General features: G+C 33.3%; 6 protein-coding genes, 11 tRNA genes and 2 rRNA genes. All 19 read left to right on the top strand.

What is annotated here, in order from left to right:
- Positions 1-432 (top strand): 23S ribosomal RNA (locus tag ANHYDRO_RS01320); the annotation flags it as partial.
- 49 nt (positions 433-481) lie between these two features.
- Positions 482-598 (top strand): 5S ribosomal RNA (gene rrf / locus ANHYDRO_RS01315).
- Positions 599-668: 70 nt separating this feature from the next.
- Positions 669-743: transfer RNA gene (locus tag ANHYDRO_RS01310), tRNA-Asn, on the top strand.
- A gap of 62 nt (positions 744-805) precedes the next feature.
- Positions 806-882 (top strand) — tRNA-Met (locus ANHYDRO_RS01305).
- A gap of 3 nt (positions 883-885) precedes the next feature.
- Positions 886-962, top strand: a tRNA-Met gene (locus ANHYDRO_RS01300).
- A 44-nt stretch (positions 963-1,006) separates the two neighbouring features.
- Positions 1,007-1,081, top strand: a tRNA-Glu gene (locus ANHYDRO_RS01295).
- Positions 1,082-1,267: 186 nt separating this feature from the next.
- Positions 1,268-1,342 (top strand) — tRNA-Glu (locus ANHYDRO_RS01290).
- Between the two features lie 171 nt (positions 1,343-1,513).
- Positions 1,514-1,589 (top strand) — tRNA-Val (locus tag ANHYDRO_RS01285).
- Positions 1,590-1,615: 26 nt separating this feature from the next.
- Positions 1,616-1,692: transfer RNA gene (locus ANHYDRO_RS01280), tRNA-Asp, on the top strand.
- A gap of 49 nt (positions 1,693-1,741) precedes the next feature.
- Positions 1,742-1,817: transfer RNA gene (locus tag ANHYDRO_RS01275), tRNA-Thr, on the top strand.
- A gap of 97 nt (positions 1,818-1,914) precedes the next feature.
- Positions 1,915-1,989 (top strand) — tRNA-Gly (locus ANHYDRO_RS01270).
- A gap of 10 nt (positions 1,990-1,999) precedes the next feature.
- Positions 2,000-2,073 (top strand) — tRNA-Gly (locus ANHYDRO_RS01265).
- A gap of 139 nt (positions 2,074-2,212) precedes the next feature.
- Positions 2,213-2,289, top strand: a tRNA-Arg gene (locus ANHYDRO_RS01260).
- 255 nt (positions 2,290-2,544) lie between these two features.
- On the top strand, positions 2,545-3,774 hold the full coding sequence (gene arcA, locus ANHYDRO_RS01255; RefSeq protein WP_039913697.1) for an arginine deiminase: 1,230 nt from the start codon (positions 2,545-2,547) through the stop codon (positions 3,772-3,774).
- Positions 3,775-3,841: 67 nt separating this feature from the next.
- Positions 3,842-4,846, top strand: a complete 1,005-nt coding sequence (gene argF, locus ANHYDRO_RS01250; protein WP_039913701.1) for an ornithine carbamoyltransferase — start codon at positions 3,842-3,844, stop codon at positions 4,844-4,846.
- Positions 4,847-4,860: 14 nt separating this feature from the next.
- Entirely contained in the window at positions 4,861-5,796 is a 936-nt protein-coding gene (gene arcC, locus ANHYDRO_RS01245; RefSeq protein WP_004812663.1) for a carbamate kinase, read from the top strand.
- 165 nt (positions 5,797-5,961) lie between these two features.
- On the top strand, positions 5,962-7,185 hold the full coding sequence (locus ANHYDRO_RS01240; RefSeq protein WP_004812661.1) for a S1C family serine protease: 1,224 nt from the start codon (positions 5,962-5,964) through the stop codon (positions 7,183-7,185).
- 939 nt (positions 7,186-8,124) lie between these two features.
- Positions 8,125-10,167: a hypothetical protein gene (locus ANHYDRO_RS09820; RefSeq protein ID WP_039913694.1), complete on the top strand. Its 2,043-nt coding sequence runs from the start codon at positions 8,125-8,127 to the stop codon at positions 10,165-10,167.
- Positions 10,168-10,980: 813 nt separating this feature from the next.
- Positions 10,981-11,988 carry a coiled-coil domain-containing protein gene (locus tag ANHYDRO_RS09815; RefSeq protein WP_004812653.1) on the top strand — a complete coding sequence of 336 codons (1,008 nt, stop codon included), beginning with the start codon at positions 10,981-10,983 and terminating at the stop codon, positions 11,986-11,988.
- The last annotated feature ends 255 nt before the right edge of the window (positions 11,989-12,243 follow it).

The raw sequence follows: 12,243 nt of genomic DNA, 5'->3' as shown, positions 1-12,243 counted from the left end.
TAACAGGCTTATCTCCCCAAGAGTCCACATCGACGGGGAGGTTTGGCACCTCGATGTCGGCTCGTCTCATCCTGGGGCTGGAGTAGGTCCCAAGGGTTGGGCTGTTCGCCCATTAAAGAGGCACGCGAGCTGGGTTCAGAACGTCGTGAGACAGTTCGGTCCCTATCCAGCGTGGGCGTAAGAAATTTGAGAGGAGCTGTCCTTAGTACGAGAGGACCGGGATGGACGCACCAATGGTGTACGAGTTGTTAGGCCACTAGCATGGCTCGGTAGCTAAGTGCGGAATTGATAAGTACTGAAAGCATCTAAGTACGAAGCAACCCTCAAGATAAGATTTCTTAGAGTAGGTAAAGAAAATACCTTTGATAGGTCCAAGGTGTAAGTGCAGTAATGTATTAAGCTAATGGATACTAAACTTTAAATCTTGACTGGAAATTATTTATAGCTATTGATTAAAAAGGTTAAAACAGTATATTGAATATATGGTGACGATGGCAGAAGGGATACACCTGTTCCCATACCGAACACAGAAGTTAAGCCTTCTAACGCCGATGGTACTCGGAGGGAGACCTCCCGGGAGACTAGGTAGTTGCCAAACTTATAAAATATCTTCTATTGATTTTAATAGAAGGTATTTATATAAGATTTTTTTTATTTTTTATTGGAATGCTTAGGTAGCTCAATGGTGGAGCACCCGGCTGTTAACCGGTAGGTTGTGGGTTCGAGCCCCACCCTGAGCGCCAATTATTATTTTTCTAAGTGTAGAATAATATAAAACAAGATGCTCATACTAAGAATATTATATCGCGGGATGGAGCAGCTTGGTGGCTCGTCGGGCTCATAACCCGGAGGTCGTAGGTTCAAATCCTACTCCCGCAACCATGTGGCGAAGTAGCTCAGTTGGCTAGAGCATTCGGTTCATACCCGGAGTGTCAAGAGTTCAAGTCTCTTCTTCGCTACCATTTTTTTATAAGCTCTGTGCTTATTATATTTGCCTGGAGCTTCTGGCTCCATGGTCAAGTGGTTAAGACACCAGCCTCTCACGCTGGTATCCCGGGTTCAAATCCCGGTGGAGTCACCACTTTAAATATTAAGGCCCTATGGTCAAGCGGTTTATGATCCTAACCCAATTTATGAAATAAATTGTTGGTAGGTCAGATGTCGCGGTGTTTCAAAGTTACTTGTAACTTTGTTAACAAGCCGACTAAGACATTTGCAGCTTGCTGCAAGATAAAAAAGTGTGATTTATAAATATAATATTAATTGAGGCCCTATGGTCAAGCGGTTAAGACATCGCCCTTTCACGGCGGTATCCCGGGTTCAAATCCCGGTAGGGTCACCATTTTTAAACTTTATATTAAAAAAGTTTTATCCTTCGTTTTAGAGGGAAACCACCGTGTCACGACGGTATTGTTCTTCGGATTCGCCTAACGGCTCATCTCGAAGATTTAAAATCTTTCAGATTTTAAACTCCTCTGGGGACAGGGTTCAAATTCCGGTAGTGTCACAAAATGGAAGTATAGCTCAGTTGGGAGAGCATCTGCCTTACAAGCAGGGGGTCACAGGTTCGAGCCCTGTTACTTCCACCATTAAACAAGTCTTGTGCTTATTTTATGGCTTAGTAGTTCAGTTGGTTAGAATGCTGCCCTGTCACGGCAGAGGTCGTGGGTTCGAATCCCATCTAAGTCGCCAAATATTGTCCGGCTAATATAGGACTTGGATTTCTATTGAAATCCAATAGGCTGATGTAGCTCAATTGGTAGAGCAATTGATTTGTAATCAATAGGTTGTAGGTTCAAGTCCTATCATCAGCTCCATATTAAAGCTTTGCTTTGATATTATAATTTTTCATATTTACTTAAATAAATGGGAAGATGTTTTAAACTTTCATAAATTTTCTTCCCACAAATATATGCGGAAGTGGCTCAGTGGTAGAGTATCGCCTTGCCAAGGCGAGGGTCGCGGGTTCGAATCCCGTCTTCCGCTCCAATTATTACTTGCGGGTGTAGCTCAGTGGTAGAGCCCCAGCCTTCCAAGCTGGTTGCGAGGGTCCGATTCCCTTCACCCGCTCCATTTTTATTTTATTATTTTTTGTTATTTTTATAATTAATATTCTTATTTGAATATTAATATTTTTTTAAATTTAAATTCTACCTTTTAATAATTTTAGGTAATTGTAAAGATTTTAGATTTTACATATATAATAATTCGAGCGGTATTAGCTCAGTTGGATAGAGCGACTGGCTACGGACCAGTAGGCCTGGGGTTCGAATCCTCAATGCCGCGCCACGATTTAAAAGACAGCTTATTTACATTATTTGTAAGCTGTCTTTTTTTAGTTTTTTAGTGAGATTTTTTTAATTTTATTATTTTTTAAGATTCAATTTATTTTTCCCCTAAGTTTTAATTATTATCATATAAAATAAGAAATTTTTTTAAATTTTCACTAAATATATTTTTATGATGTATACTATTAGTATAAGAGTTATGAATTTATGTTTGGGTTGGGATTATTTTTTGTTAAATTGTATTCTAGGAGGAAGTATGGCTAAGATACAAGTTACAAGTGAAATTAAAGCTCTTAAAAAAGTTTTAGTTCATAGACCTGGTGAAGAGTTATTGAATCTAACACCTTCTAATCTTGAAAATTTTTTGTTTGATGATATACCGGATTTAACTTCTTGTCAAAAAGAACATGATAGATTTACAAAAATTATGAGAGATGAGGGGGTTGATGTTGTTTATCTTGAGGATTTGATGGCTGAAACTCTTGATTGTAATGAAAGTTTGAGAGAAATTTTCTTAGATCAATACCTGAAAGAAACAGGCTGTAGTGATAAGAAATTATTAGAAATGTCTAAAGAATATTTTGAACAAATTAAAGATAATAAAAAATTAGTAGAAAAAACTATGGCAGGTTTGACCTTAAAAGAATTGGGACTTTTTAAGGATAAAGATCTTGATAAGATGGAAGTTGGTAAGTCTTATCTTGCTATTAATCCTATGCCAAATTTATATTTTACAAGAGACCCCTTTACAAGTATAGGAAATGGTCTGGTCTTTAATAAGATGTATTCGATGACAAGAAATAGGGAAACTATTTATTGTGATTATATTTTTAGATATCATCCAGCTTATAGGGAAAATGTTCCTATTTTTTACGGTAGGGATAATGATTACCATATAGAAGGTGGGGATGTTTTAAATGGTAATGATCATACTTTATTGATTGGGATTTCACAAAGAACTCAGTTTGAGGCTATTAAATTATTAGCTGAAAAATTATTTTTTGGTGATTATGAAAATAAGATTGAAAAGATTTACGCCTTAAAAATCCCCCATAATAGGTCCTTTATGCATTTAGATACTGTATTCACCCAAGTAGATATAGATGCCTTTACTTACCATCCTGCTATTATTAAAAAGATGGAGGTTAAGATTTTATCTAAAGATTCCTTAAAAAATGAATTAAAAATAGAAAAAGCTTCTGGAAATTTAGATCAAATTTTAGCAAATGCCCTAGCTATTAAAAATGTTCGCCTAATCCCATGTGGAGGAGGGGACCCTATAGCGGCTGAGAGAGAGCAATGGAATGATGGGTCTAATACCCTAACTCTTGCTCCAGGCAAGGTTTTGGTTTATAAGAGAAATACTGTAACAAATAAGGCATTAAGAAAAGCAGGTATTGAAGTTTTAGAATTAGATGCATCAAATTTAACTGTAGGTCGTGGTGGGCCAAGGTGTATGTCAATGCCTCTTGAAAGAGACTTATAAAACAAACAAAATCATAACAAAAAAATCAAATAAAATAAATTTATCATATAAAATTAAGGAGATTATTATGCCAGTAAATTTACAAGGAAGAAGTATATTAGGATTAAAATATTTAACAGAAGATGAAATAAAATATTTAATAAATTTAGGTGAAGAGTTTAAGAAATTAAAAATGACAAGAAGTCCTCATAAATACCTTGAGGGGAAAAATATAGTTTTATTATTTGAAAAAACTTCAACTAGGACACGTTGTTCATTTGAGGTAGCAGGAATGGATTTGGGAATGGGTGTAACTTATCTTGATCCAAATTCAAGCCAAATGGGCCATAAAGAATCAATTGAAGATACGGCAAAAGTATTGGGCAGGTTTTATGATGGAATTGAATATAGGGGATTTGACCAAACTTTAGTTGAAAAATTAGCTAAATATTCAGGAGTTCCTGTATGGAATGGCCTAACGGATGAGTTTCATCCAACACAAATGATAGCAGATATGCTAACAATTAAAGAAAATTTTGGGTATCTTAAGGGCTTAAATTTTGTATTTATAGGAGATTGCAGAAATAATGTAAGTAATTCCCTAATGGTTGCATGTGCAAAACTTGGCATAAATTATACAGGATGTGGGCCAAAAGAATTGTGGGCAGATGAAAAGCTAGTAAAAGAAGCCAAAGAATTTGCAAAAGTTCACGGATCAAAGGTTGAATTTACAGAAGATGTAGAAGAGGGAGCAAAAGATGCCCATGTAGTATATACGGATATTTGGGTTTCCATGGGAGAGGCAAAAGAAGTATGGGAGAAAAGAATTGAAATCCTACACCCTTATCAAGTAAATCAAAAAGTTATGGATTTTGCTGATAAGGATGCAATTTTTCTACACTGTCTTCCATCTTTCCACGATCTTCAAACAACAACAGGAAAAGAAATTTATGAAAAGTTTGGGGATAAATTCGACCTTGATGGAATGGAAGTAAAAGATGAGGTGTTTTTGGGAAAACAAAGTAAGGTCTTTGATCAAGCAGAAAATAGAATGCACACAATAAAAGCCATAATGTATGCAACATTAAAATAAAAAATGGAATAAAAATGAGAAAAAAAACAATAGTTATAGCTCTTGGGGGAAATGCCTTAGGTAATACCCCCTCAGAGCAGGTAGAATTAGTAAAAAAGACAGCAAAAATAATAGTAGATTTATCAGAAAAATATAATGTAGCAGTAGGTCATGGAAATGGTCCCCAAGTAGGTATGATAAATAATGCCATGGAATTTGCAGCAAATAAGGGTGGAGATACACCAGATATGCCCTTTGCTGAATGTGGGGCAATGAGTCAGGGCTATATTGGCTATCACCTTTCACAAGCTATAAGAAACGAATTAAAAAATAGGAAAAAAGAAAAGGAAGTAGCCTATATCCTTACCCAAGTATTAGTTGACAAAGATGACCCGGCTTTTAAAAATCCAACAAAACCAATAGGAAACTTTTTAACAAAAAAGCAAGCTGAGGATAAGGCTAAAGAAAATGGATATCTATATGTAGAAGATGCAAAAAGAGGATATAGAAGGGTAGTGGCAAGCCCCTTACCAAAAAAAATAATAGAAATTAATGTTATTAAAAGCTTATTAGAAAATAACAATCTAGTAATTACAGTTGGAGGTGGAGGTATACCAGTAATAAAAACTGGCCAAAACCTTACTGGAATCTCAGCTGTAATAGATAAAGATAGGTCATCATCCTTATTAGCCCAAGACTTAAAGGCAGATATGCTATTAATATTAACAACTGTTGATAAGGTGATGATAAATTACAAAAAAGAAAATCAAAAAGAAATAGATGAAATGACAATAAAAGAAGCTAAAAAATACATTGACCAAGGAGAATTTGCACCTGGATCCATGTTACCCAAAATAGAGGCCTGCATAGATTTTGTAGAAAAATCTGACGAGGGAGTAGCCCTAATAACATCTCTAGAAAAAGCAAGTGAAGCCTTAGAAAAAAAGACAGGGACAGTGATTAGAAAATAGCTTGTCTTATTAAAATCATTTTAAAAAAGTATATTTAAATTGTGTAAAAAGCTTGTTTTTTCAAGCTTTTTATTTTGATAAAAATATAAAAGACACCTAAAAATATATAACATATTATTAACACTTTTTTGTAGAATAATTATATAAAGAATAAAGGAGGCATATATGGCTAGAAGAAATAAAGGTTCTGGTGGATTTTCTAATTTTCTTTCAGGACTTATTGGAGCTGTTTTAGGAGGATTTTTGGTATTTTCTTTACTTGGAAGTTCTTTTAAGGCAGAGGATAATAAAAAAGATTTAAATAATTCTAATGAAAAAAATAAGAGCGTGATAAATATAAATCCAAATGATAATGTGACAATGGAAAGGGCTGTAGTTAAAAAAAGTATAGATTCGGTTGTGGGAATTACAACAAAAACTAAGGCTACACAAAATACTATTTTTGGTCCCCAAACAGGATATGTTGAAGGGGTAGGCTCAGGTTCCATTGTAACAAAAGATGGATATATTTTGACAAATTCCCATGTAATTGGAAATGGAGATGCAAGTGAGATTAATGTTTTATTTTCAAATAATAAAACAAAAAAGGCAAAACTTGTATGGAACGATCCAACCCTAGACCTTGCAGTTATAAAAGTTAATGCAAATAACCTAGATCCTATTGATTTGGGTGATAGTGATGAGGTAAATGTAGGTGATAAGGCAGTAGCCATCGGAAACCCATTGGGACTTGAACTACAATCAACAGTTACAAGTGGAATTATTTCCGGTTTAAATAGGACTGTATCATTTAAAAATGGTGCTCAAATGGATGGATTAATGCAAACAGATGCTGCAATAAATGCAGGAAATTCTGGTGGAGCCTTGTTAAATTCTAAGGGAGAGCTTATAGGAATAAATACAGCTAAGGCTGGAAATTCTGATGGAATAGGCTTTGCAATACCTGTAAATTTAGCAAAAAAAGTTATAAGTGAAATTTCAAAAAATGGAAAATTTAATTCAGTATATTTGGGAATTACTGGAATAAATTTAGACTTACTACTACAATCTAATAATATTGATCCAAAAACTGTAGGAAGCGAAGACGGAGTTTATGTCCAATCTGTATCTGATGATGCAAGAAATTATTTTAGAAAAGGAGATATAATAGTAGGAATTGACGGAGAAAAAGTAAAAGATATGTCAAATCTTAAAAAACTTCTTTTAAATTATAGTATTGGAGATAAGGCAAAAGTTCAAATTGTTAGATCTGGGGAGAAAAAATCAGTAGATTTCGAATTTACAATGGATTCATCAAAAGTTGAAGAATTTAAAGAAGCAAATCCAAAAAATGAAAGAAAAGATAATAGGGATAATAGTCAACAATTACCAGATTGGCTAAGGCCATAAGGATTTTAAAATGGTTTTTTGAATAAGGAAGGCAATTGTAATTTATTTACCCTCTTTACTGTATAAGCAGTAAGGAGGGTATTTTTTATTTTATATATTTTTCAATTTTTAAAAGAACTTAAAGATTTATACAAACAAAATAATCAAAATTATACAAATAAAAGTATCAATAAATAATATTTTAGAAAATTTCAAATAAAATTTCATAAATTTGTAAAAGTATATAAGTTTAAAATATAAAAAAATAAAATTAAACTATAAAATATCTCGACTAGATGATTGTGCTTGACTTGGTACAATTATCTATAAAACTAAGAAGATTTATAACCATTGCCCTCGGTTACAAATCCTGAAAACTGGTGCGAAAGCCTGGAAAAATTTGCAAAGCAAATTAGTTTTTATAAGCACAAATAAGTTTACGAAGCAAAAGTGTTTTAGTGTAAGTGATGGAGAAATCTTATGAAATATCCTAACTTACTAGGTACGATAAATCGGGATAAACAAACAAAATCAAAGTTTTTTATCTGTTCAAAATTTTCAAGTTTTAATTTTGTCGACAGATTGATCTATTATGATCTTATAATTCCTATCTTTATAAGGCTTGTCATAGGAAAGAATATTTTTATTAAAATCTATCATAAAATTAATACTAACTTAATTATATAAATTTTTGATTAATTGCTTTAAAAAGGGGGTTAAGATAAAACATAATAAAAATAAATAAATTTTCTTATTTTATAAATTTATAGGATAATATAATTTTAACAATGAAAAAAAGAAGATTTGATATAAGAAATCATAATAAAGAATATAATATATATCTATTATAAAGATATATACACCTTTTACATAAATAATACAGATAATCATTATCATTGACTTCTTGTTAAATATTTATTAATATAGCAATGAATAACAACATATATTATGGGAGGTATTATGAAAAGTGTTAAAAGTATTGCAGGTATTGCAAGCTTAGCTTTAGTAATAAATTTTAGTGGTTTGATTAATGATCAGAGTAATGTTTTAAAAAATTATTCTGTGAGCTATGCTGACAGTTATAGCGAAAGAAGCTCTAAGGATGATGATTATACTAAATTTAAATATAAGCATGATAGAGATAAACTAAGAAGCATTAATGGTGTAAAAATTAATGGAGTAGAATATAGACAGGTAAGGGAAGGAAAAGATATTAAAGAAGGATATTATTCTGGAAAGGTCTGGGGAGTCCATAAGGATAAATACTTATATATCCAGCCAAAAGTATCAACTAAAGATAAGGTTGAATTTCTTATTGATGGAAGTTGGCAAGTATCAAATAAAAATATAGAAACCGATGGTTCAAGTGGAGCTACCCCTGAGGAAGAAAGAGATAGTGAAAAATATCCAGCCATCTTACCAGATGAAAAAATAGCAGTTGATAATATTCTTAGTTTAAGCTATGAAGAAGAAGAAAATATTATTTCTGTAATCAAAAAACTTAACCCTCACTATTATGGTGTTAGAATGAGTAGTGATGGTCATAGTGTTAAGATTACTTATAGGGATGGTAGCTCAAATTATATTGAATTTAGCCAAATTCTAAGACAAAAGCAAGATTGTGATCGTTATCCTTTTGTCAAACCTTCAAAAACTGCTGTTGAAGATATAAATAATATTGGTAGATATAGGTCTGCGATAACACAAAATGTTAAGGCTGTAAATCCTCATGTATCTTACTTAGACTTTAGTAATGGCAAAAAAATAAAAGTTGTTTATCCAGATAAGTCCTACATATTAGTTGATATAGGGGATTTAGTGACCGTTAAGACTGATAATGATAACCAGTACGAAGACCTAAAAAAAGAAATTGAAGAATTAAAGAAGCAAATAAAAGAAAAAGAAGCAGTAATAAAAAGATTACAAAGTGAATTAGAAGAAGCTAAAAAATCAGCTCAAAAATCCAAAGATGCCCTAGAAAAAAGTAAGTCTGAGGCTCAGGCAGCCAATGAAAAAGCAAATGCTGCACAAGAAAAAGCCAAAAAAGCTGCAGAAAACTTAGAAGCGGCTCAAAAAGATGCAGAAGAAGCTAAAAGACAAGCTGAGGAAGCAAAAAAAGATGCATCATTATCTAAGCAAGAAAAGAAAGAAGCTGAAGAAAAAGTAATAGAAGCTCAAACTAAAGAAAAAGCAGCAAGATTAGAGGCGGAAAAAGCTAAAAAAGATGCTGAAAGGAAGATAGAAGAAGCTAAGGATCAAGCAAATAATTTGGTAGAAGCAGCTAATCAAGCTAAAGAAAATGCAGAAAAAGCAGAAAAACTAGCCAAAGAAAGTGAACAAGCTGCTAAAGATAAAGTAAAAGAATTAGAAAAATCAAATCAAGCAAGTCAAGCTGAAAAAGAAAAAGCACAAAAAGATTTAGAAAAAGCTCAAACAGATCTTGAACAAGCTAACAAAGAAAAAGAAAAAGTTGAAAAAGAAGCTAAAGATGCAAAGGCTCAAGCTCAAGAGGCAAAAGAAAGCCTAGAAAAAGCTCAAGAAAATATAGAAAATCTTAAAAAAGAAAAAGAAAATCTAACAAAAGAAAAATCTGAAATTGAAAATCAGCTAGCAGAAGCAAAAGAAGCTGCTAAAAAAGCCCAAGCCGAAGCAAGTGAAGCAAATAAAAAAGCAAACAAGGCTCAAACATCAGCGGAAGAAGCAAATAAAAAAGCTCAACAAGCTCAAGAAGAAGCAAACAAAGCTAAAACCGAAGCAGAAGAAGCCAAAGCAGACAAAACAAAATCAGAAGAAGAAAAAGCAAAAGCTCAAGCCAAGGCAGAAGAGGCAGAAAGAAAGGCGCAAGAAGAAATAGCCAAAGCCAAAGAAGAAGCTCAAAAATCTGTAAAAGAAGCACAAACAGCAGCAGAAACAGCAAAAGAAGCAGAAGTAAAAGCAAAAGAAGCTCAAAAAGTTGCAGAAGAAAACTTAGAAAATCTAAAAAAAATCAAGCGGGGCTACTGAAAAAGAATTAGCCAAAGCAAAAACAGATTTAGAAGAAGCGAACAAGGCAAAAGAAAAAGCAGCAAAAGAAGCACAAGAAGCAAAAGCTAGTCTTTCAAAAGCAGAAGAGAACATTAAAAATTAGAAAAAGAAAAAGCAGATGAAAGTCAAGAAAAAGAAAAATTACAAAAGGAACTAGCACAAGCTAAAGAATCCTTAAATAAAGCAAATGCTGAAGCAGAAGAAGCCAAAGAAAAAGCAAATAATGCTCAAACATCAGCAGAAGAAGCAAATAAAAAAGCTCAACAAGCTCAAGAAGAAGCAAACAAAGCTAAAACCGAAGCAGAAGAAGCCAAAGCAGACAAAACAAAATCAGAAATAGAAAAAGCACTTGCCTTAGAAAAAGTAAAAGATGCTGAAAACAAGGCAAAAGAAGAAATAGCCAAAGCAAAAGAAGAAGCAGAAAAATCAGTACAAGCATCAAAAACAGCAGCAGAAGCAGCAAAAGAAGCAGAAGCAAAAGCAAAAGAAGCTCAAAAAGTTGCAGAAGAAAACTTAGAAAATCTACAAAAATCAAGTGGGGCTACTGAAACAGAACTAGCTCAAGCAAAAACAGATTTAGAAGAAGCGAACAAGGCAAAAGAAAAAGCAGAACAAGAAGCACAACAAGCCCAAGCTAATCTAGAAAAAGCAAATGCAAGTATAGAAAAACTTGAAAAAGAAAAAGAAAATCTAACAAAAGAAAAAGATGAAGAAATAAGAAGACTTAAAGGTGAGTTAGACAAAGCAAAACAAGCATCCCAAGAATCTAAAGATGCCCTAGCAAAAAGCAAATTGGAAATAGAAAAATCACAAAAAGATGCACAAGAAGCTAACAGTAAAGCTGAAGAAGCCGAAAGAGATCTACAAAAAGCGAAAAAAGATGCAGAAGAAGCTAAAAGACAAGCTGAGGAAGCAAAAAAAGATGCATCATTATCTAAGCAAGAAAAGAAAAAAGCTGAAGCAAAAGTATTAGAAGCTCAAGCAAAAGAAAAAATAGCAGAATTAGAAGCGGAAAACGCTAAAATAAATGCTCAACTTAAAATAGCAGCAGCTAATAATAAAGCTAAGGAATTAGTAAAAGCAGCTAATCAAGCAAAAGCCCAAGCAGAAGAAGCAGAAAAGCTTGCTAAAAAAGGTGAACAAATAGCCAAGTCTAAAGTAGAAGAATTAGAAAAATCAAATCAAGCAAGCCAAGCCGAAAAAGAAAAAGCACAAAAAGACTTAGATCAAGCTAAAAAAGATTTAGCTCTAGCAAATCAAGAAAAAGAAAAAGTTGCAAAAGAAGCAAAAGATGCAAAGGCTCAAGCACAAGAAGCCCAAGCTAATTTAGAAAAAGCGCAAGAAAATATAGAAAAGCTTAAAAAAGAAAAAGAAGAAATACAAGGACAACTAGAAGCAGCAAGGCAAGCAGCAAAAGAGGCAAAAGAAGAAGCATCAGCAGCAAAAGATGCAGCTCAGACAGCCAACGAAAAAGCAAAAGCTGCACAAGAAAAAGCACAACAAGCTCAAGAAGAAGCAAACAAAGCCCAAGCAGAAGCAGAAGAAGCAAAAAAAGACAAAACAAAATCAGAAGAAGAAAAATCAAAAGCTCAAGCCAAGGCAGAAGAAGCAGAAAGAAAAGCTAAAGAAGAAATAGCCAAAGCCAAAGAAGCAGACGTCAAAAAATACTGTAAAAGAAGCCCAAGCTGCAGCACAAAAAGCCCAAGAAGCAGAAGCAAAAGCCAAAGAAGCCCAAAAACTTGCAGAAGAAAACTTAGAAAATCTAAAAAAAATCAAGCGGAGCTACTGAAACAGAATTAGCAAAAGCAAAAACAGATTTAGAAGAAGCGAACAAGGCAAAGAAAAGCAGCAAAAGAAGCACAAGAAGCAAAAGCTAGTCTTTCAAAAGCAGAAGAAAACATTAAAAAATTAGAAAAAGAAAAGAAAATCTAACAAAAGAAAAATCTGAAATTGAAAATCAGCTAAAAGTAGCAAAAGCAGCCGCTCAAAAAGCCCAAGCCGAAGCAAGCGAAGCAAATGAAAAGCAAGCAAGGCCCAAACTGCAGCAGAAGAAGC

Origin of the sequence: Anaerococcus hydrogenalis DSM 7454 (assembly GCF_000173355.1) — a bacterium.
GTDB lineage: Bacteria > Bacillota > Clostridia > Tissierellales > Peptoniphilaceae > Anaerococcus > Anaerococcus hydrogenalis.
This window is presented reverse-complemented; position numbering and strand designations above follow the sequence as displayed.